Annotated in this window: 19 protein-coding genes; 8 read left to right on the top strand and 11 right to left on the bottom strand. The window is 68.6% G+C overall.

The features are described 5' to 3' along the window. Positions 1-23: 23 nt before the first annotated feature. Positions 24-650, bottom strand: coding sequence for a response regulator (locus ACIBTM_RS28440; RefSeq protein ID WP_395880208.1), 627 nt, complete (start codon positions 648-650; stop codon positions 24-26). Then, complete coding sequence (locus ACIBTM_RS28435) at positions 647-1,816, bottom strand: sensor histidine kinase (protein WP_395880207.1); 1,170 nt, start codon at positions 1,814-1,816, stop codon at positions 647-649. The genes ACIBTM_RS28440 and ACIBTM_RS28435 overlap by 4 nt, the downstream gene beginning before the upstream one ends. A gap of 185 nt (positions 1,817-2,001) precedes the next feature. Here ACIBTM_RS28435 and ACIBTM_RS28430 point away from each other — a divergent pair, with 185 nt between their 5' ends. The 4 genes from ACIBTM_RS28430 to sigJ all read left to right on the top strand — a co-directional run bounded on the left by ACIBTM_RS28430 (position 2,002) and on the right by sigJ (position 5,177). Next, a complete protein-coding gene (locus tag ACIBTM_RS28430) occupies positions 2,002-2,553 on the top strand; it encodes a heme-binding protein (RefSeq protein ID WP_037345206.1) in 552 nt (183 codons plus the stop codon). Then, positions 2,553-3,275 (top strand): ankyrin repeat domain-containing protein, encoded by a 723-nt coding sequence (locus ACIBTM_RS28425; RefSeq protein ID WP_395880206.1) that lies wholly within the window; start codon positions 2,553-2,555, stop codon positions 3,273-3,275. Before ACIBTM_RS28430 ends, ACIBTM_RS28425 begins: the two co-directional genes overlap by 1 nt. Before the next feature lie 85 nt (positions 3,276-3,360). Beyond that, positions 3,361-4,179, top strand: coding sequence for a hypothetical protein (locus ACIBTM_RS28420; RefSeq protein WP_395880205.1), 819 nt, complete (start codon positions 3,361-3,363; stop codon positions 4,177-4,179). A gap of 86 nt (positions 4,180-4,265) precedes the next feature. Further along, entirely contained in the window at positions 4,266-5,177 is a 912-nt protein-coding gene (gene sigJ / locus ACIBTM_RS28415; protein WP_395880204.1) for an RNA polymerase sigma factor SigJ, read from the top strand. Between the two features lie 3 nt (positions 5,178-5,180). On the opposite strand, the gene ACIBTM_RS28410 is transcribed toward sigJ, so the two are convergent. From ACIBTM_RS28410 to ACIBTM_RS28385, 6 genes are all read right to left on the bottom strand, one after another. Beyond that, entirely contained in the window at positions 5,181-5,615 is a 435-nt protein-coding gene (locus ACIBTM_RS28410) for an ester cyclase (RefSeq protein WP_395880203.1), read from the bottom strand. After that, positions 5,612-6,082 (bottom strand): carboxymuconolactone decarboxylase family protein, encoded by a 471-nt coding sequence (locus tag ACIBTM_RS28405; protein ID WP_395880202.1) that lies wholly within the window; start codon positions 6,080-6,082, stop codon positions 5,612-5,614. Before ACIBTM_RS28405 ends, ACIBTM_RS28410 begins: the two co-directional genes overlap by 4 nt. A 70-nt stretch (positions 6,083-6,152) precedes the next feature. Continuing rightward, entirely contained in the window at positions 6,153-7,472 is a 1,320-nt protein-coding gene (locus ACIBTM_RS28400) for an MFS transporter (protein ID WP_395880201.1), read from the bottom strand. A gap of 5 nt (positions 7,473-7,477) precedes the next feature. Continuing rightward, positions 7,478-8,626 carry a galactonate dehydratase gene (dgoD, locus tag ACIBTM_RS28395; RefSeq protein ID WP_395880200.1) on the bottom strand — a complete coding sequence of 383 codons (1,149 nt, stop codon included), beginning with the start codon at positions 8,624-8,626 and terminating at the stop codon, positions 7,478-7,480. A 10-nt stretch (positions 8,627-8,636) separates the two neighbouring features. Continuing rightward, complete coding sequence (locus ACIBTM_RS28390; RefSeq protein WP_395880199.1) at positions 8,637-9,233, bottom strand: 2-dehydro-3-deoxy-6-phosphogalactonate aldolase; 597 nt, start codon at positions 9,231-9,233, stop codon at positions 8,637-8,639. After that, positions 9,230-10,210: a 2-dehydro-3-deoxygalactonokinase gene (locus ACIBTM_RS28385; RefSeq protein ID WP_395880198.1), complete on the bottom strand. Its 981-nt coding sequence runs from the start codon at positions 10,208-10,210 to the stop codon at positions 9,230-9,232. Before ACIBTM_RS28385 ends, ACIBTM_RS28390 begins: the two co-directional genes overlap by 4 nt. Before the next feature lie 55 nt (positions 10,211-10,265). Here ACIBTM_RS28385 and ACIBTM_RS28380 point away from each other — a divergent pair, with 55 nt between their 5' ends. Beyond that, positions 10,266-11,027 (top strand): IclR family transcriptional regulator, encoded by a 762-nt coding sequence (locus tag ACIBTM_RS28380; protein WP_395880197.1) that lies wholly within the window; start codon positions 10,266-10,268, stop codon positions 11,025-11,027. 2 nt (positions 11,028-11,029) lie between these two features. On the opposite strand, the gene ACIBTM_RS28375 is transcribed toward ACIBTM_RS28380, so the two are convergent. Beyond that, positions 11,030-11,674, bottom strand: a complete 645-nt coding sequence (locus tag ACIBTM_RS28375; protein ID WP_395880196.1) for a TetR/AcrR family transcriptional regulator — start codon at positions 11,672-11,674, stop codon at positions 11,030-11,032. A 126-nt stretch (positions 11,675-11,800) separates the two neighbouring features. On the opposite strand from ACIBTM_RS28375, the gene ACIBTM_RS28370 reads away from it, so the two are divergent. Further along, positions 11,801-13,021 carry an oxygenase MpaB family protein gene (locus ACIBTM_RS28370; RefSeq protein WP_395880195.1) on the top strand — a complete coding sequence of 407 codons (1,221 nt, stop codon included), beginning with the start codon at positions 11,801-11,803 and terminating at the stop codon, positions 13,019-13,021. Positions 13,022-13,032: 11 nt separating this feature from the next. Here ACIBTM_RS28370 and ACIBTM_RS28365 read toward each other — a convergent pair whose 3' ends face one another. Both ACIBTM_RS28365 and ACIBTM_RS28360 read right to left on the bottom strand, forming a co-directional pair. After that, positions 13,033-14,136, bottom strand: coding sequence for an acyl-CoA dehydrogenase family protein (locus ACIBTM_RS28365; protein WP_395880194.1), 1,104 nt, complete (start codon positions 14,134-14,136; stop codon positions 13,033-13,035). Between the two features lie 67 nt (positions 14,137-14,203). After that, entirely contained in the window at positions 14,204-15,367 is a 1,164-nt protein-coding gene (locus tag ACIBTM_RS28360) for a TetR/AcrR family transcriptional regulator (protein WP_395880193.1), read from the bottom strand. Positions 15,368-15,525: 158 nt separating this feature from the next. On the opposite strand from ACIBTM_RS28360, the gene ACIBTM_RS28355 reads away from it, so the two are divergent. Together ACIBTM_RS28355 and ACIBTM_RS28350 are read left to right on the top strand one after the other, a co-directional pair. Next, positions 15,526-17,112 (top strand): long-chain-fatty-acid--CoA ligase, encoded by a 1,587-nt coding sequence (locus ACIBTM_RS28355; RefSeq protein WP_395880192.1) that lies wholly within the window; start codon positions 15,526-15,528, stop codon positions 17,110-17,112. Positions 17,113-17,115: 3 nt separating this feature from the next. After that, entirely contained in the window at positions 17,116-18,306 is a 1,191-nt protein-coding gene (locus ACIBTM_RS28350) for an oxygenase MpaB family protein (RefSeq protein WP_395880191.1), read from the top strand. Positions 18,307-18,406 lie beyond the last annotated feature (100 nt).

The following is an 18,406-nucleotide window of genomic DNA, read 5'->3' as shown; positions in this document are numbered from 1 at the left end:
CACCTCCAGGTCGGGCAACGCCTTCAGTTGCGGATGATCCTCCGTTCCGTGGCGACGGCCACCGCACCGGCACGGCTGTCGACGCCGAGTTTGTCGTAGATGTGGACGAGGTGTGTTTTCACCGTGGCTTCGGAGATGAACAGGCGCGCCGCGATCTGCCGGTTGATCAATCCTTCCGCCACCAACTGCACGATCTCGGTCTCACGAGGACTCAACGCGGGTGCCGGTGCCCGCATATGCCCGAAAAGCCGGGCCGCGACCTGCGGCGCCAACGCGGTCTCTCCACGCGCGGCCGCGTGAATGCCCTTGAAGAGATCCTCGGGCGGCCCCGCCTTGAGCAGGTAGCCGGTGGCGCCGGCGGCCACCGCCCTGGTGATGTCCAGCTCGGCGTCGTAGGTGGTGAGCACCAGTACCTTCGGCGGATCCGGCAAGGCGGTCAGGCGTTCGGTGGCGCTCACACCGTCCGGGCCGTCGCCGAGCTGCAGGTCCATCAGCACGACGTCCGGCTTCCGGGCGGTCGCGAACCGCACGGCCTCGTCGGCGCTCGCGCACTCGCCGATCACCTCGAAGCCGGGCTCGCCGGCCAGCAGCGCGGCGATACCCGCCCGCACCACCGGATGGTCGTCGACGATCAGCACCTGGACGGTCATCGAACCTCCCTGGTGGGCACGGCGAAGGCGAGCGCGGTGCCCTCTCCCGGCGCGCTCTCGACGACCATCTCACCACCGAGTTCGGCGACCCGCTCACCGATCATCCGCAACCCGTTCCCCCGCAAGCCGCTCGCGCGGGTCGATTCCGGGGCGAAACCGACGCCGTCGTCTCGAATGTCGAGGACGACCTTGTCGGCCAGATAAGTCAGCGTGACGGCGGCCTTCGTCGCCCTGGCGTGCTCGCTGACGTTCGCCAGCGCACTCTGCGCGACCCGGAGCAGACATGCCTCCACTTCGGGTTCCAGGGGATACGGATCCCCGCTGGTCTCGAAGCGCACCGGATGCGCGGCGGCGAACGTGACCTGCTCGGCGAGCGCGCTCAGGGTCTCGCCGAGGTCGGTGCTCTCCAGCCGCGGCGACCCGAGGCCTTTGACGAACCGGCGCGCTTCGTCGAGGTTGTCCCCCGCCGCGTCGACGGCGCGGGACACGTGGGCTTTGGCCAGTTCCGGATCCGTGTCCCACGACCGCTGCGCCGCCTGCAGCAGCATCCGCAGACTCGAAAGCCCCTGCGCGAGGACGTCATGGATCTCTCGCGCCAGCCGCTCCCGTTCCTCCACCATCCCGGCCACCCGCTGGCTCTGTGCGAGGTCGATCCTGGTGCGCAGGAGCTCCCCTACGGTCTGACCCAGTTCGAGCCGGTCCCGGTCGAGTTGCAGGAACGTCATCGTGGCCATCAGCGCGACCGCGATGGGCGCGAGCACGATGCTCGGATCGAACCCGTCCGCGATCCTCAGCTGGGCGAGGATGGTCGCGACGGTCAGGAGCACGACCACCGCGATCATCATCCGCGGGCGCAGCATCTGCAGGCAGACGAAGAACAACGGCACGGCGCACCAGGCGAAACTCGGCGCGGCCACCACCAGCGCCAGCCAGACCGCGATCACCACCGTCAGCCACGCCGGACGCCACCGGTCGAGCGCCTCCCAGCTCAGCACGCCCGCCACGTAGACCAGCGCGAGCGCGCCGGTGAGCACGAGGATCAGCGGCGTGGCACCGCTCAATCCGTGCCCCGCGACGAACCGGGCCACGGACGCGGCGAGCAGCAGGAAGAACCCTGCGTGCATCGCGGCGTTCAGCCCGGTGGTCTCGCCCAGATGCGGCTTCATTCCGGCCCTCCCTTCCTCGCCGATGATCGTATGTGGGGAGGCGGGGTGCTCCGCATCAATCGTTCGGTTGATGCCCGCACCGACCGCTCGGCGTCCGATCGATGTCCACTCTCCCGATTCGCCACAGCGCGCCGGGCGGGAAAGTCGAGGGAGAACGAAACACCCCTCACCGCAAAGGAAATCCGATGAACGCCAAGCTCCCCCGCACTCGTCTCGTCCTGGGTATGACGGCCGGCCTCGCGACCGTCGCGCTGGCCACCGGCGTGGGCGCGGCGCAGGCACAACAGGACCGCAAGCCGCAGCCGCCCGCCGCCGCGCAGGCCGTGGTGCAGACCAGCGTGCTCGGTGTCGACGCCGCCACCCGGGCCGCGCAGGCAGCGCTGGACGCCGCCGAGAAGGAGGGCCAGCGGGTCACTGTGGCCGTGATCGACCGGTCGGGCGACGTCCGCGTCCTGCTCAAGGGCGATGGCGCCGGGCCGCAGACGGAGGAGTCCGCCAAGCGGAAGGCCTTCACCGCGGTCTCCTTCGGACAGCCGACGTCCGCGCTGGCCAAGAACGCCCAGGGAGACGGCCCGACCATCCGCGACATCCCCGGCACGCTCTTCCTCGGCGGCGGCGTGCCGGTCGCCGCGAACGGCGGCCCGATCGCCGGGATCGGCGTCGGCGGCGCGCCCAGCGGCGACCTCGACGAGAAGTTCGCCGCGGCCGGCCTGCGCGCCATCGGGGAACTTCGCTGATGATCGGTGAGCGGGCGATCGCGGCTCTGCTCGCCGCCCTCGTGCTCGGTGCCTGCTCCCCGCAGGCACCGGGCGCACCACCCGCGACGGCGCCGAGCACCGCCCCGCCACCCACGTCGTCCCAGCCGCCCCGCCAAGGAGTCCCCGTGAACCAACTCTTCGAAGCCGACGCCAACCGAGTCCGGCAGGCCGTCGACGCCGGCGCCGACCTGGAGACCCGTGACGATCGCGGCCGGACCCCGTTGCTCGTCGCCGTCACCGAGGACCGGCTAGAGGTCGCCGAAATCCTCGTCAAGGCGGGCGCCGACCCGAACGCGCTCGACGGGCGGCACGACACACCATGGCTGGTCACCGGGGTCACCGGGAGCGTCCCGATGGCGAAGCTGCTACTCGAAGCCAAGCCGGATCTGACCATCACCAACCGGTACGGCGGCGTCTCGCTGATCCCCGCCTCCGAACGCGGGCACGCCGAGTACGTGCGGCTGGTGGCCGGCAGCGGGATCAACGTCGACCACGTGAACGACCTCGGCTGGACCGCGCTGCTGGAAGCGGTCATCCTCGGCGACGGCGGGCCGCGCCATCAGGAAGTGGTCCGAGCGCTCGTCGCCGCGGGCGCCGATGTGAACCTCGCCGACAAGCAGGGTGTCACTCCCCTCGCCCACGCCAGGACCAAGGGTCAGACAGCCGTCGCCCGGATCCTCGGAGAAGCCGGGGCGCGCTGACCTCCTCAGATGTGAGCGACTACCTCGCGACTATTTTCTGTTATGCCAATTGACACAAGTATTTTGGGCTGGCTACGGTTCAGCCGTGGAGCAGGCACGAGGACGGGGCAGGCCGCGCAAAGACCCTGCGACGCCGGCCCGATGGACGCCTCCCGATGGATGGTCACGGCTGGTCGCCTGGATCTCCCCCGAGGAGAAGAAGGCGCTGAAGCATGTGGCCGTCGAAGCCGACGTTTCCGTGGCGGAGCTGATACGGGCGCTCGCCGGCGGGCTGGCCGTCGGCGCCATCACTCCTGAGGAACTCATCGGGCACGTCGTGAAAGGGAAGACCGTCATGGAGAAGATCCCCACGCTTTTCGAGCGCGACGAGCGTTTTCACGTCGTCGACAGGCCTCGCGCCGAGTGCGCATGGGTGTTCGACGGCGCCGGGGTGGGCACGGAGAAGCTCGACGGCACCAACGTCCGGCTCACCGTGCGCGCGGGGCAGCTGGTCCGGGTCGAGAAGCGCCGCAACCCGAGCAAGGCGCAGAAGCAGCAGGGCATCGTCGACGGCTGGTACGTCGACACCGACGGCGGAACCGCCGACGACAAGTGGATCCTCGCGGCGGCCGGGAACACCGACGTGTCCGGGTGGCCGGACGGGGAGCATCCGAGCGAGGCGCTCGGCCCGCGCATCCAGGGCAATCCCCTCGGGCTGGAAGATCACCGATGCGTCCCGTTCGATCTCCAGGCGCCGACCTTGCCCGAAGTACCGCGCAGCTACCACGAACTCCGGGATTTCCTCGACACGTTGGACAGCCGGTTCTCGCCAGGGCACGTGGCCGAGGGCGTGGTCTTCCACCATCCGGACGGCCGCCGGGCCAAGATCAAGCGCAAGGACTTCCCCCGCGCGGTGACGGCATAGCCCGCCGGCGCCGGAGGTGACCTCACATCCGGCGCCGGTGTCTCGTCGTACCCGGGACACCACACGCGACCAGGGGGGCGAAACCCATGAACGAACCGACGCTCGACCCGGGACTCAAGGCGATCGTGAGCGAGCGGCGCCAGCTGATCGGGCTCGCGTATCGCCTGATCGGTTCCCTTTCCGAGGCCGAGGACGTGGTGCAGGAGACCTACACCCGTTGGTACGCCTTGTCCTCCGCGCAGCGGGAAGCGATCGAGTCTCCCGGAGCCTGGCTGACGACGGTCGCGAGCCGAATCTGCCTGGACCTCCTCGGGTCGGCACGCGCACGACGGGAACGTTACGTCGGCGAGTGGCTTCCCGAACCGCTGCCGGGACACGTCGAACGGACGACCGGGCGGCCGCCCGCCGTCGACCCGGCCGACCGGATCACCCTCGACGAGTCGATCAACATGGCGTTTCTCGTCGTGCTCGAATCACTGACGCCGGCCGAGCGGGTCGCGTTCGTCCTGCACGACGTGTTCCGTTACGCCTTCGCCGAGGTCGCGGAGATCGTCGGCCGCACTCCGGCCGCCTGCCGCCAGCTGGCGTCATCCGCGCGCCGCCGTATCCGCGCGACGCGCGTTTCGCCCGCCCCGATCGCCACGCAGGCCGAGCTCGTCAAAGAGTTCAAGAAGGCCTGGGAAGCCAAAGACATCAACGCGCTCATCGGCATCCTCGATCCGGACGTCAAGGCGGCCAGCGACGGCGGAGGAGTCGTCACGGCCGCGCTGCATCCATTCGAAGGGAGCGAGGAGGTCGCCTCCTATCTCATCACGTTGGCGCGTTTGACGTCCGGTCTCGAACTGGTGGAGCGGGACGTCAACGGCCGGCCCGGCCTCGTACTCCGGCAGGCCGAGCTGACCGTCGCCGTCTTCGCGTTCCACGTCGCCGGAGACCGCATCCAGCACATCTGGGGGATGCGGAATCCGGAGAAGCTCCGTCCCTGGGCCGGAGCCTGACCGCTACGCCGCGAGGGCGCCGAGTTGCCGTAGCTGGGTGAGGACGTCCACGACACCCCAGATCTCGGCGACCCGCCCCCCGGCGAAGCGGAGGATGAAGATCTCGCTGTAGGAAACGGTCTTCCCCGTGGCGGGCAGTCCTCGATACTCGCCCTGGTGGGTGCCGGTGACGGTGTTCCGGCAGACGATCCTGTCCCCGTCGGCGAGCACGTCCTCGGCCGTGACCCGCAGGTCGGGGAACGCACGCAGCAGCACCGTCCACACTTGTTTCAGTGCCTGCGCCCCTGTCGTCTCCATCGGCACCGGCGCGTGGAACACCACGTCCGGCGCGACGACCTCGTCGATCGTCTTCTCGATGACGCCGAAGTCGCCGGTGTTGGTCGCGTCGTGGAAGCGGCTGAACACCGCCCGATTGCGTGCTGTCTCGGTGGTGGTCATGCGAACTGCCCCACCCGGTAGTCGCCGCCGGGGTTCTGGACGATGGCGTTCACCCGGTTGAAGGCGTTGATCAACGAGATCACCGCCACCAGCGCGGCGAGCTGGTCCTCGTCGAAATGCTTGGCGGCGTTCGCCCAAGCCTCATCGGTGACTCCGCCGCCGTCGGCCATCCGGCAGGCCTGCTCGGTCACTTCCAGCGCGGCGCGCTCGGCCTCGGTGAAGACCGTCGCCTCCCGCCATACGGCGACCAGGTTGATCCGCACGTCCGTTTCGCCCGCGGCGGCGGCTTCCTTGGTGTGGATGTCCAGGCAGACCGCGCAGCCGTTGATCTGGCTCGCGCGCATCCGGACCAGTTCCTGGATCGTGAGCGACAGCGGCGAGTCGGCCAGCCCCCTTCCTGCCGAGATGATGGTCCTCATGAACTTTCCGCCGACCGGGTTGCCGAAGTAGTCGAGCCGGGCATTCATCGCGTTCTCCTTGCGGTAGTGGATGCTTCTGCCCTACCGACGACGCGGCCGCGCGAAATGTGAGGCCGGGTCACACCCGCGCGGATCCCGCCGGGGTTCGCTCGGCCACGCGCTCGACCTTGCCGACCAGGAAGACATAGGACAGGATCCCGGCGACCGTGATCACGGTCATATACGCGAAGCCGGGCGCGAAACTGTCGTCGGTGACGATCAGGCCGATGACGATCGGCGTGGCGATCGACGACAGGTTCCCGATGAAGTTGAACATCCCGCCGGTCAGCCCGAGCAGCCGCCGCGGAGCCAGCGCGGAGACCAGCGACCAGGTGATCGACGCGAGCCCGTTGCCGAAGAAGGCGACGGACAGGATCACGATGACCATCGTGGTCGAGTCGGTGAACCCGGCCGTGACCATCACGGTGCTCAGCAGCAGCCCGGCGATGATCGGGCCTTTCCGCGCCACCCCGAGCGAGGCGCCGCGCCGCACCAGGAAGTCCGACAGGACACCGGAGACCAGCACGCCGACCAGTGCCGCGATGAACGGCAGCGAAGCCAGGAAGCCGGACTTGATGTAGTCCATATCCCGGTACTCGACGAGATACGTCGGGAACCAGGTGAGGAAGAACCAGAGCGTCGAGGTCAGGCAGAACTGTCCGAAGTAGATTCCCCACAACTTCCGGCTGCCCAGCACGGTCGCCAGATCCGCACGCGTGATGCGCGCCCGCTCCGGCCGCTCGCGCGGCAGATCCACCAGGCCACCGCCGGAACGGATCAGCTCCACCTCCGCCTCGTTGGCCCGCGAGTCGCGCGGCTCCCGGTACTTCGCGTACCAGAGCACGGCCCAGAGGATGCCGACCAGACCGGTGGCGATGAACACCCAGTGCCACGAAAGCACGGTCTGCAACCAGGACAGCACGGGTGTCAGCAAGGCGAGGCCGATGAACTGGCCCGAGGTGTAGAAGCCGATCGCCGTGGCGCGTTCGCGTTCCGGGAACCAGACGGTCGCGATCTTGCTGTTGATCGGATAGGCGGGAGCCTCGAAGACGCCGACCATCAGCCGCAACGCGATCAGCGCCACGAACCCGCCGATGATCCCCATGAAGAACGTCGCGAGAGACCACAGGATCAGACAGGCCGGATAGAGCAGCCGAGGCGGGATCTTGTCGACGAGCCAGCCGCCGGGCAGTTGCAACGCGGCGTAGGTCCAGCCGAAGGCCGACAGGAGCAGACCTTGTTCCGCTTTGGACAGGTCGAGTTCGCCGGCGATCGCGGGCATCGCGATCGACAGGTTCGAACGGTCGAGATAGTTGATGACGACGGTGATGAACAGCATCACCGCGATGAGCACCCGGAACCGGGTCGGGCGCACGGCACCTTGGACGGCAGTGGTCATCGCGCTCACCATTCCGCGAACGAGCCGTCGGCGTGCCGCCACACCGGATTCCGCCAGCGATGGCCTTCGGCCGCCCGTTCGGCGACGTACTCCTCGTTGATCTCGATACCCAGCCCCGGCCCGCGGGGGATGACGACCTGTCCGTCGTCGTAGGCGAACACCGACGGATCCGCCAGGTAGTCGAGGAGGTCGTTGCTCGTGTTGTAGTGGATGCCGAGGCTCTGTTCCTGGATCGTCGCGTTGTAGCAACCCGCGTCGATCTGCAGGCAGGCCGCCAGCGCGATCGGGCCGAGCGGGCAGTGCAGCGCCAGGCCGACGTCGTAGGCCTCGGCCATGTGCGCGATCTTGCGCGCTTCAGTGATGCCGCCGCAGTGTGACGGGTCCGGTTGAATGATGTCGACGGCGCCCGAGGCCAGCACCGTCTTGAAATCCCACCTGGAGAACAGCCGCTCGCCGAGCGCGATCGGGATCGGCGAGTTACGGAGGACGTCGGCGAATCCGTCGACGTGCTCGGACAACACCGGCTCCTCGACGAACATCAGCCGATACGGCTCCAGTTCGCGTAGCAGCACCTTGGCCATCGGCTTGTGCACGCGGCCGTGGAAGTCCACCCCGATGCCGATATTCGGGCCCACCGCCTGCCGCACCGCGTCCACATTGGCCACACAGCGGTCGACCTTATCCCAGGTGTCCAGATAGGACAGTTCCTCGGTGCCGTTCATCTTCACCGCGCTGAATCCGCGGTCCACCACCTCGCGGGCCGCGCGGGCGGTCTCGGCCGGGCGGTCGCCGCCGATCCACGAGTACACCTTGATCCGGTCGCGTACGCGGCCGCCGAGCAGTTCGTGCACCGGGACTCCGAGCGCCTTTCCCTTGATGTCCCACAGGGCCTGGTCGATCCCGGCCAGCGCGCTCATGTGGAGGCCACCGCCCCGGTAGAACCCGCCGCGATACAGGACGGTCCACAGATCCTCGATCTGCGAGGGGTCTTTGCCGATCAGGTAGTCGGAAAGCTCCTCGACGGTCGCGGCCACCGAAGCGGCCCGGCCCTCCAGGACCGGTTCGCCCCAGCCGGTGACGCCCTCGTCCGTTTCGATCTTCAGGAACGACCAGCGCGGCGGCACCTGATATGTCGTCATTGACACGATCTTCATGGTTCTTTTCCTATTCCTGGTGCCAGATCTCGGAAAGTGCGCGGGCACGGACGCCGACCGCGCCGGCGGTGTCACCCGGCCGGTAGAGGCAGGAACCGAGCCCCGCCCCGGCCGCCCCGGCGGCGGCCCAGGCCGCCAGGTTCGTTTCGTCGACTCCGCCGACCGGCAGCAGTCCGACCTCGCGCGGCAGCACGGCGCGCCACGCCTTCATGCCCCCGATCCCGACCGCGTCGGCGGGGAACAGCTTGAGATACCGGGCGCCCGCGGCCAGTGCGGCGAAGGCCTCGGTGGGCGTGGCGACGCCGGGATACGGCGTCATCCCCTCGGCGACGGCCGCGGAGATCACCGCGGGATCGGTGTTGGGCGCCACGATCAGGCGTGCTCCCGCCTCCCGCGCCCGGCTTACGTCCGCGGTGGTGAGCACGGTGCCCGCGCCGATCTCGCACCGCTCCCCGAACGCGTCGGCGAGCAAACGCACGCTCTCGAACGGTTCCGGCGAGTTCAGCGGCACCTCGATGGCGGGGAATCCCGCGTCGACGAGCGCCCGGCCGACGCCGACGACCTCGGCCGGGGTCACCCCTCGCAGGATCGCGATCAAACCGGTCACGGTTTCAGTGTCCTTTCGAGACGGTCTTCGAGCAGTCCGGCGGCCGTCGCGATACGCCACAGCCCTCGGGCGGTGACCTCTTCGGACAGCACGATGGCCTCCACTCCCCTGTCGGCGAGGGCGGTGGCGTAACGACGGCAGAGTTCACCCGCACCGCACAGCACCACGCGGGTGTCGGCGTCACGCAGCAGATGTGAGACCTCGTCGGCGATCAGGACTCCGGACAGATAGTCGGGCAGCGACTCCGGTTCCAGTACGCCGTCGAGGACGAGCGGGCGGGCGCCGAACGCCTCGGTGGCGATCCCTCGCGAACGCCTTCCCGCGGCGAGACCCCGCGAGAAGGCCACGTCGTCGGCGGCCGGCTCGGCGGCCGTGCGGGCGAGGATGCCGTGCGCGATCAGGATTCCGTACAGTTCGCCGGTCATCGCGGTGGTGAAGCCGGTGACGAGCCCGTCCTCGACGCGGACCCATTTGCTGTGCGTACCGGGTAGCACCACGGTGAGCGGTCCGCCGGGGCCGCCGAGCGCTTCGAGCACACCGACCAGTTGCGTTTCCTCGCCGCGGATCACGTCGCCGGGGTGCTCACCGGACGGGATCCGCAGTCCCGGTACGAGATGGAGCACGCCGTCGCGATGGGACACGGGGACGAGCGAGGGGAAGTCGAGCCCCGCCGGGACGGTGCGGTAGCCGGAATCGGCCCAGCCCTGCGCACTGCCCACCATCCCGGCGGCGAGGGCGGGAAGCCCGGGGAACGCCGTGAGCCAGTCGCCGCAGATCTTCCGGAAGGCGGACTCGTAGGCGGCCGCCCTGGCTCGCGGGTCCCGGAGGTCCACGTCCTCGGTCGTGGTCAGCAGTCCGCGCCCGGCGTTGCGGGCGGCCAGGATTTCGCCGTCCCCGCCGAGCAGCCAGGCACGCTGACCGGAGGTTCCCCAGTCGAGCGCGATCAAGGCGGGTTCGGTGTCGGTCACGAGCGACATCGTGCGGGCGCGTTCCCGATAATGCGATCGCCGTCCCTATATGTAGGATTCCGGCATGTCCGACACGGCACCGCCCGGCACCCAGACCCTCGCCCGCGGCCTCGCGCTGATCCGCGCGGTCGCGAGTGGCGCGACCGACCTCCGCGGCCTGGTCGAGGACACCGGGCTTGGCCGCAGTACCGCGCATCGGCTGGTCCAGCTGCTGGTCAGCGAGGGTTACCTGCGCAGCGGACGGGACGGCTACGCGCTCGGGCCCACCTTGATCGAGCTGGGTTTCCAGGCCCTGCACGGCAGTCCGCTGCCGGTGGTCGCCCGGCCGGTGCTGGAGGAGCTGGCGGAGCAGTTGCGCGACACGGTGCATCTGGCCGTCCGCGACGGGGATTCGGTGCTGTACCTGGACAAGCTGCCGGGCTCACGGGGCGCGGAGATGCGTTCCCGGATCGGGCACCGGATGCCGTTGACCCGCACCGGTGTCGGCATGGCGCTTCTGCTGGACTCCGCGCCGGAATGGCGGGAGCTGTACCTGGCCGAGACGCCGGCGGAACCCGGCAGGGTGCGCCCGGAGGACCTCGACGCGTTCCTGGCGCGCATGCGCGAGTACGCGGAGTCCGGGGTGGCGATGGACCTGGAGGACAACGAACCGGGGATCCGCTGTGTCGCGGCGCCGATCCGGGACGCCACCGGCGCGATCGCCGGGGCCATCAGCGTTTCGGCGACCCGGCCGTACATGCCCGCCGCCCGGATGCGCGGCCTGAACCGCGTCGTCGGCCGCGCTGCCCGGCAGGTCTCCGCCGGCCTCGGCCACCGCGAGGCCTGACGTCAGTCCCGAAGTTCCAGCAAGGGCACGAGGAACCGCCTCGCGACGGTGGCGAGCTGTTCGTCGTCGTCGACGTCGACGACCTGGCTGGGGATCACCAGGAACGAGGTCGAGACCCGCACCATCAGTTCGGCCGCGAGATCGACGTCCAGTTTCCGGGAGACGTTGCCCGCCGCCTGTTCCTGCTTCAGCTGGCCCGCGACGAAGGCGCGGACGGTGGCGAGGGTGCGGCCGCCGTCACCGATCATGGACGCCATGAGGAGGTCCGGCTCGACGTCGAGCAACCCGCCGATCAGCGGATTGCCGCGGATCGCCCGCAGCGAGCTCACGAAGCCCAGCACCACGCGTTCGGCGACGGTGCCCGCCTGCTCGATGTCGGCGAGGAACCGGTCGAAGTACCGCCGGAACTCCCGCCGCACCACCTGCTCGACCAGGACGTCCTTACCGGGGAACCGCCGGTAGACGGTGATCCGGGAAACCCCCGCGCGCCGGGCGACATCCTCCATTGTGGACCGTTGGATACCCGTCTTGGAGAACTGGGTGTACGCCGCGTCGAGGATCCGCGTCCGCGTCTCGTCCGTCTCGTCGACCCGCTCGACGGCGTCCGAGTACGCCAGCTCCAGCAAGGACTCCAACGCCGGTTCCATGGCCACCTCCCGCACCCGATTGTGCCTTGTGCGGTCCCGGTCGTCGTGTTCTCATGGTGATACGCAGGTTCGCAACGTGTTTCATCGTATCAGAGCTCGGCCGACTCGACGCGGAGGAACGGCGACATGGACGAACACGGCAGGCGTGGCGTTTTGAAGGCCGGAGGAGCACTCGGCGTGCTCGGCGCGTTGGGCCTCGCGGCTCCCGCACAGGCGGTGCCATGGACGTGGTCCGCCAGGGGTTCGGTGGCGGGCACCGGAACAGGAGCCGATCCGCGCTGGGTATGGGATCCGGAGGCCGACACGCTGGTCGCCTCGTTGATCGTCCGGGGCGACGTGCCGCGGGTGAACACGCTTTTGCGTACCTGGAAGAAGAACGGCCAGCCGCTCCCGGACGGACTGCCGGCGGAGCTGCGTGACTTCATGGAACGGGCGCGGCGGCTGCCACCCTGGGCCGATCAGCGCAAACTGGCCACCGCGTACGAGTTCAACGAGAAGCGCGGCCTGTATCTCGGCGTTCTCTACGGTTTCGCCAGCGGCATGATGAGCACGGTCATTCCCAAGGAGGCGCGCGCGGTCTATTACTCGAAGGGCGGCGCGGACATGAAGGATCGCATCTCCAAGACCGCCAAACTCGGCTACGACATCGGCACCCGCAACGCCTACGCCCCCGACGGCGAAATGATCGTGACCTGCGTGAAGACCCGGTTGGTGCACGCGGCCGTACGCCATCTCCTGCCCCAGTCGCCACAGTGGGACACCGTCGCCGACGAACAGATCCCGATCAGCCAGGCCGACATGATGGTGACCTGGCACAGTCTTCCGACGACCGTGATGCGGAAACTCACCGCCTGGAAGGTCCCGATCCCGGCGCACGAGTCGGAGGCTTTCCTGCATTCCTGGCAACTCGGCGGGCATATGCTCGGCATCGCGGATGAATACCTTCCTGCGTCGTGGGCCGAGGCGGACGCACAGGCCGCTCAGGTGCTGACCCCGATCCTGGCGGCCACACCGGAAGGCATCGAACTGGCTGACATCCTTCTCGGCCTGGGTTCGGCCGTCGACGCCGGCGTCCTCAGCAAACCCGTCCTCGGCGCGTTCACCCGGTTCCTGCTCGGCGACCGGATCGCGAACTGGCTGAAGATCCCGCGCGAACCGATCTGGGACCCGCTCCTCCGCACGGGGTGGGGACCTTTCGTCGCCGTCCGGGAAGGACTGCTGCCCTTCCCGGCGGCACCGCAGGTCTATTGGCTGTTCGACGAGTTCCTTCGCAAGGCCGCTTTGCTGTACCTGTCCGAACTACGGCCCATCAGCATCGAGATCCCGGACGCCAACCGCCCGTCCTGACCGGACGGCGTTCAGAGGCCGTAGGTCTTGCCGATGATGTCGCGCTGGATCTCGCTGGTTCCACCGTACACAGTGGACACCAGCGTGCTGCGCACGTGCCGCTGCATGTCGAATTCCATCGCGTGGCCGTAGCCGCCCATCATCTGCATACCTTCCAGCGCGACCTTTTTCGCCGTCTCGGTCACCTTGAGCTTCGCCATCGACGCTTCCCTGGGCAGCAGCCGTTCGGGGTCTTCGTCGACGAGCTCCGCGACCCGGTACACCAGCAGGCGGCAGCACTCGATCTCCGTCGCCAGGTCGGCGAGCCGGTGCCGGATGGCCTGGAAGGTCCCGATCGGCTTGCCGAACTGGCGGCGCTCGCGGACGTAGGCGAGCGTGTCGTCGAAGGCGCGTTGCGCGGTTCCCAGCATTCCGGCGGCGAGGATCAGCCGCTCCAGGTTCAGCCCCGCCATCAGCTGCCGCCAGCCCTCCCCCACCTTGCCCACCACGGCGTCCGCGGGCAGCACGCAGTCGGTGAAGTACAGGTCGTTGACGTCGCTCCCGCCCAAGGTCTCGATGCCCTTGATGGTGAGCCCGGCGCTGTCGGCGGGGACGTGGAACATCGTGAGGCCGTCGTGTTTGCCGCCGTCGGCCGACGTCCTGGCCACGAGCAGGATCGTGTTCGCGATATGCGCGTTGGAACACCAGGTCTTCTGACCGTTGATCACCCAGCCGCCGTCACGGCGTTCGGCCCGGCAGGTCAGCGCGCCGACGTCCGATCCCGCTTCGGGTTCGGACATCGCGATCGCCGCGACCTCGCCTTCCGCGATACCACCGATGACGAGCTTCTTCTGCGCCGGCGAGCCGAACCTGCGGTACGCCTCGGCGACGATGATCGACGTGGTGAAACCGCCGATCGGCGCCATCCCGCGCGCGGTCTGTTCCAGGAAGACACAGATGTCGACCATGCCACCGTCGGCCCCGCCGAACTCGGCGGGCAGCCCGGCACCGATCCAGCCCAGCCGGGCCATCTTGCGGTAGAGCACGTCGTCGTGGGCTTCCCGGGCACCACCTTCGCGGCGGCACAGCTCCGCCACGGACGCGGCGAATTCGTTCTGCTCGGAGGTGAGTCGCATTTCTTCTCCCGTCGAACCGCCCTGGATGATACGCGGAATCAAATCGCGTATCACCGTATCAACGGCGTCAAACCCCCAAGGCGCCGACGAGCAAGGCACTGACGGCGTCGCGGTTGGCGGGGACGTCCTCCCAGCGCAACCTCCGTCCCGCTTCGACCACCACCCCGAAACCGGCGTGCACGAGCACCCTCGCCTGACGCTGGTCGAGCTCGGGCCGCGCCGACCGCAAATGCCGTTCCCATACGGCGATGTGTTCGCGCTGCGCGCTGACCAAAGGGCGTTGCAGTGCCGCGGGCAGCCCCGCCAGTTCGGCGTTGGCGACACTGGTGAGCGCGGTGTGCTCGAAGCTGTAGGCCACATAGGTCCGCGCCAGCGCGAGCAGCGCGTCGCCCGGGGCTTCGACGCCGCGAAGGCTCCGCTCCACCGCCTCGGCCAGGATCCCCGCGGCCTGCAGGCAGGCGGCGGCGAGAATGTCGGCCTTGCCGGGGAAATACCGATAGAGCGCGGAAGGCACCAGCCCGACGGCTTCGGCGATCCGGCCGTTCGTGACGTTGGCGAACCCGTCCCGTTCGAACAGCGGGATGGCCGCCGCGATGATCTCCGAGCGCCGGGTGCGCGGCTCCGGACTGGGCGGCAACTCGACGGCGTGCGCGCCCGCGACGCCCGCCGTCGGATCGGTCGCGACCACTCGCAAGGCGGACTCGACCAGTACCTCTTCCACCCGGCGCTGGGCGATCGAGGTGCGGTGCATCGTGATCGACCCGATCACGCCGAGGGCGGCCACGGCCCGCAAACCCTCGTCGGGGAGCGGATACTCCCGCCGCACCGCCTCGGCCACCCGGTCCACGACCTGCCCGAACTTCAGCGCGAGCGAGTGCCGGTCTTCGCGTTCGAGGTACCGGGATTCCCAGCGGTACAGGCCACTCGACGCGCGATGGACGACCGTGCCCTGTGTGACGGCGGCGAGCACGTCCGCCAGCGGCGCGCCGGGCTCCACCTCGTCGAGCGTGGCGACGAGCCGATCGGCCATGACGTTCGCGCACGCGGCGAACAACGCGTACTTGTTCGGGAAGTGCCGGTACAGGGCGGCCGCGGTGATACCCACGTCGGCGGCGATCTCCTCCATCGACGCCGCGTGGTAGCCGTGTTCGCTGAAGATCCGCCCGGCAGCGTCGACGATCTGCTGCTTGCGGTTGCGGGGCCGGGCGGCCGCGCGCGGGAACAGGACCATGCGGGGAAGTCAACCACGAACCGGATCACCGCCAGGGGGAACTGGCGGGCAGGTCGGCGCCGCGATGTGATTTTCGATTAACTTATCGCTTCTCAACCGGCCACTTGGCAGGCATACTGGCGTCGCGACCAGTCCCGTTCCGACACCTGAGGATGGCCATGTCGACCGCTTCGGCTCCCGCCTCGTCCTTCCGGCACCACTGGATGTCGCACGCGGCCACGCACGCGATGATGCGACCGGACAAGCCCGCCCTGCGGTACCTCGGCGAGACGACCACCTGGGCGGAGCTCTCGCGGCGGTCCTTGCGCTTGGCCGCCGGACTCGCCGCGCGAGGTGTCACCGAAGGCGACCGCGTGGCCACGCTGACCCTGAACCACCCGTGGTTCGTGGAGACCGTGTTCGCGGCGAACAGCCTGGGCGCCATGGCCGTTCCGCTCAGTTTCCGGCTCGCGCCGGCGGAACTCGACTACATCCTGGCCGACTGCACACCGGCCGCCGTCGTCGTGGACGCGCGGTTGCTCCCGCTGCTCGAAGCCGCGCCGAACGCCTCGTCGATTCCGGCGGTGATCGTCATCGGCGAGCCGGGCGGCGATGGCCGCGCGGGATACGAGGAATTCCTGACCGCGCACGAGCCGATGGAATTGCCCGACGTCAGCGAGGAATCGACGGCGCTGATCATGTACACCTCCGGCACCACCGGCAGACCGAAAGGGGTGATGCTGTCCCATCGCAACCTGCAGATGCAGGCGATCACCTGTATCCAGGCGATGAAGATCTTCGACGACACCGACGTCGCCTTCCTGACCGCGCCCTTCTTCCATATCGCGGGCCTGGGTTCGATCGTGGCGAACTTCCTGGTCGGCGGGGTGGTCGTGATCCACCCGCTGGGTGCCTTCGATCCGCGCGCGGTGCTCGACGCCTACGAACGCGAGGGCGCCACCGTCGTGTTCAACGTTCCTCAGCAATGGGACCTGATCTGCGCTCAACCGGATATCGCCGAGCGGGATCTGAAGCTGCGGATCATCAGCTGGGGCGCGGCTCCCGCGACGAGGGCGACGCTGCTCGCCATGGCCGAGAAGTTCCCCGGCGCCCTCAACGTGGCCGTGTTCGGCCAGACCGAGACCTCACCGATCACCTGCGTGCTCAGCGGCGAGGACTCGACGCGCAAACTCGGCTCCGTCGGCAAGCCGATCCCGACCCTCCAGTACCGCGTCGTGGACGACGACATGAACGACGTCGCACCGGGCGAAGTGGGTGAGATCGTCTACCGCGGGCCCACGGTGACCAAGGGCTACTGGCGGAAACCACAGGAGACCGCGGAAGCCTTTTCCGGCGGCTGGTTCCATTCCGGCGATCTGGTCTCGCAGGACGAGGACGGTTTCATCTGGGTGGTCGACCGCAAGAAGGACATGATCATCAGCGGCGGCGAGAACATCTACTGCGCCGAACTGGAAAACGCGATCTCCGGGCATCCGTCGGTTCGGGAGGTCGCCGTGATCGGCCGGGCCGACGAGCGCTGGGGCCAGGTGCCGGTCGCGTTCGTCACCGCGGCGCCGGAGGCCGCACCGTCCTTGGCCGAACTGGCCGAATTCCTCGACGGCAGGCTCGCGTCGTTCAAGCTGCCCAAGGATCTCGTCGTGGTCCCCGAACTCCCGCGCAACGCGGGCGGGAAAGTCGTCAAGGGTTCGCTTCGCGACCTGGACGAGAAACGATTCTCTCACGAACCTACCAAGGAAGTTAGGTAAGTAATGAGCGATCTCAGCAGGAGGAATGTTCTGTCCCTCGGCGTCGCGCTGGGCCTGGTCGGCGCGGCGAGCGTCGCCCCCGCCTGGGGCGCGACGCCGGCCGAAGCGGCGGCCGACCCGTGGTGGGTCTGGGACGACGAAATCGACCGCATCATGGCGGGGGTTCTCGAAGCGGGCCAGGTGCCGGCGGTCAACACGGCGATGCGGTCCTGGGTGGACAACAACGACCCGCTCCCCGGCGGACTGCCCGCCGAGCTGGCGGGCTACCTCCAGCGCGTCAACCGGTTGCCGTCCTGGGCCGATCCCGAGAAGCTACGCCGCGCGGCCGATTTCAACCGGCGCAAGGACACCTATCTGTTCATGCTGTACGGGCTCGGCAGCGGCATCATGAGCACGGTCATCCCGCGTGAGGCCAAATCGGTCTACTGGTCCGCGGGCGGGGCCGACATGCAGGACCGCGCGGCCAAGACGTTCACCTTCGGCTACGACCTGAGCGACCTGAACGCCTTCGAGCCCGACGGTCAGTTCGTGGTCACCGCCAACAAGACGCGGCTGGTGCACGCCGCGGTACGGCATCTGCTGCCGCAGTCGGCGTACTGGAAGGCCGTCGCGGACGAGCGGATCCCGATCAGCAACGGCGACATCCTGGTCACCTTCCACAGTCTCGGCACCTACGTGCACCGGAAGCTGCGCGAATGGAAGGTCCCGATGTCGGCCGCCGACGAGGACGCCTTCCTCCACATGTGGCAGGTCGCCATCCACCTGCTCGGCGTGCGGGAGGAGTTCATCCCGAAGACGTGGGCCGCCGCCTACGCGCAGTCGGCGCAGGTGCTCACCCCGATCCTTTCCCCGTCGCACGAAGGGAAAGAGCTCGCGGAAGACCTGCTCGGGCTGACCGCGCAGGTCGATCTGGGCGTCACCCGGGGATTCCTGAACGAATTCGTGCGCTATGTGCTGAGCGACGCGATCGGCGACTGGCTCGGGCTGCGCCGCGATTACGCGTCCGCGGCCCTCATCCGAACCGCGTGGCCCGCCTACATCGCGTTCCGTGAGGGGCTGATCCCCATCATGCCCGCCGGGTTCTACATGTTCGACCAGATGGTGCGCGCGCTGGCGATGCTGTTCCTCAACAAGGGAACTTCACCGACGGCGACCCTCATCACCATCCCCACCGGGAACCGGGCCGGTACCTGACCGCTGTGGCTCATCGTGAGCGGCAAAGTACATGAAGGCCCCCTTCCTGTACCTAGGCGCAAGGAAGGGGGCCTTCATGTACTCGGAAAGATGTGAAGGT

Source organism: Amycolatopsis sp. NPDC049868, assembly GCF_044461365.1.
GTDB lineage: Bacteria > Actinomycetota > Actinomycetes > Mycobacteriales > Pseudonocardiaceae > Amycolatopsis.
The sequence above is the reverse complement of the archived record's forward strand: the minus strand, read 5'-3'. Positions and strand labels throughout refer to the sequence as shown.

Coding starts and splice junctions, on each gene's coding strand:
- ACIBTM_RS28440 (WP_395880208.1), bottom strand. CDS start 650: ATGACCGTCCAGGTGCTGATCGTCGACGACCATCCGGTGGTGCGGGCG.
- ACIBTM_RS28435 (WP_395880207.1), bottom strand. CDS start 1,816: ATGAAGCCGCATCTGGGCGAGACCACCGGGCTGAACGCCGCGATGCAC.
- ACIBTM_RS28430 (WP_037345206.1), top strand. CDS start 2,002: ATGAACGCCAAGCTCCCCCGCACTCGTCTCGTCCTGGGTATGACGGCC.
- ACIBTM_RS28425 (WP_395880206.1), top strand. CDS start 2,553: ATGATCGGTGAGCGGGCGATCGCGGCTCTGCTCGCCGCCCTCGTGCTC.
- sigJ (WP_395880204.1), top strand. CDS start 4,266: ATGAACGAACCGACGCTCGACCCGGGACTCAAGGCGATCGTGAGCGAG.
- ACIBTM_RS28410 (WP_395880203.1), bottom strand. CDS start 5,615: ATGACCACCACCGAGACAGCACGCAATCGGGCGGTGTTCAGCCGCTTC.
- ACIBTM_RS28405 (WP_395880202.1), bottom strand. CDS start 6,082: ATGAATGCCCGGCTCGACTACTTCGGCAACCCGGTCGGCGGAAAGTTC.
- ACIBTM_RS28400 (WP_395880201.1), bottom strand. CDS start 7,472: ATGACCACTGCCGTCCAAGGTGCCGTGCGCCCGACCCGGTTCCGGGTG.
- dgoD (WP_395880200.1), bottom strand. CDS start 8,626: ATGAAGATCGTGTCAATGACGACATATCAGGTGCCGCCGCGCTGGTCG.
- ACIBTM_RS28385 (WP_395880198.1), bottom strand. CDS start 10,210: ATGTCGCTCGTGACCGACACCGAACCCGCCTTGATCGCGCTCGACTGG.
- ACIBTM_RS28380 (WP_395880197.1), top strand. CDS start 10,266: ATGTCCGACACGGCACCGCCCGGCACCCAGACCCTCGCCCGCGGCCTC.
- ACIBTM_RS28375 (WP_395880196.1), bottom strand. CDS start 11,674: ATGGAACCGGCGTTGGAGTCCTTGCTGGAGCTGGCGTACTCGGACGCC.
- ACIBTM_RS28370 (WP_395880195.1), top strand. CDS start 11,801: ATGGACGAACACGGCAGGCGTGGCGTTTTGAAGGCCGGAGGAGCACTC.
- ACIBTM_RS28365 (WP_395880194.1), bottom strand. CDS start 14,136: ATGCGACTCACCTCCGAGCAGAACGAATTCGCCGCGTCCGTGGCGGAG.
- ACIBTM_RS28360 (WP_395880193.1), bottom strand. CDS start 15,367: ATGGTCCTGTTCCCGCGCGCGGCCGCCCGGCCCCGCAACCGCAAGCAG.
- ACIBTM_RS28355 (WP_395880192.1), top strand. CDS start 15,526: ATGTCGACCGCTTCGGCTCCCGCCTCGTCCTTCCGGCACCACTGGATG.
- ACIBTM_RS28350 (WP_395880191.1), top strand. CDS start 17,116: ATGAGCGATCTCAGCAGGAGGAATGTTCTGTCCCTCGGCGTCGCGCTG.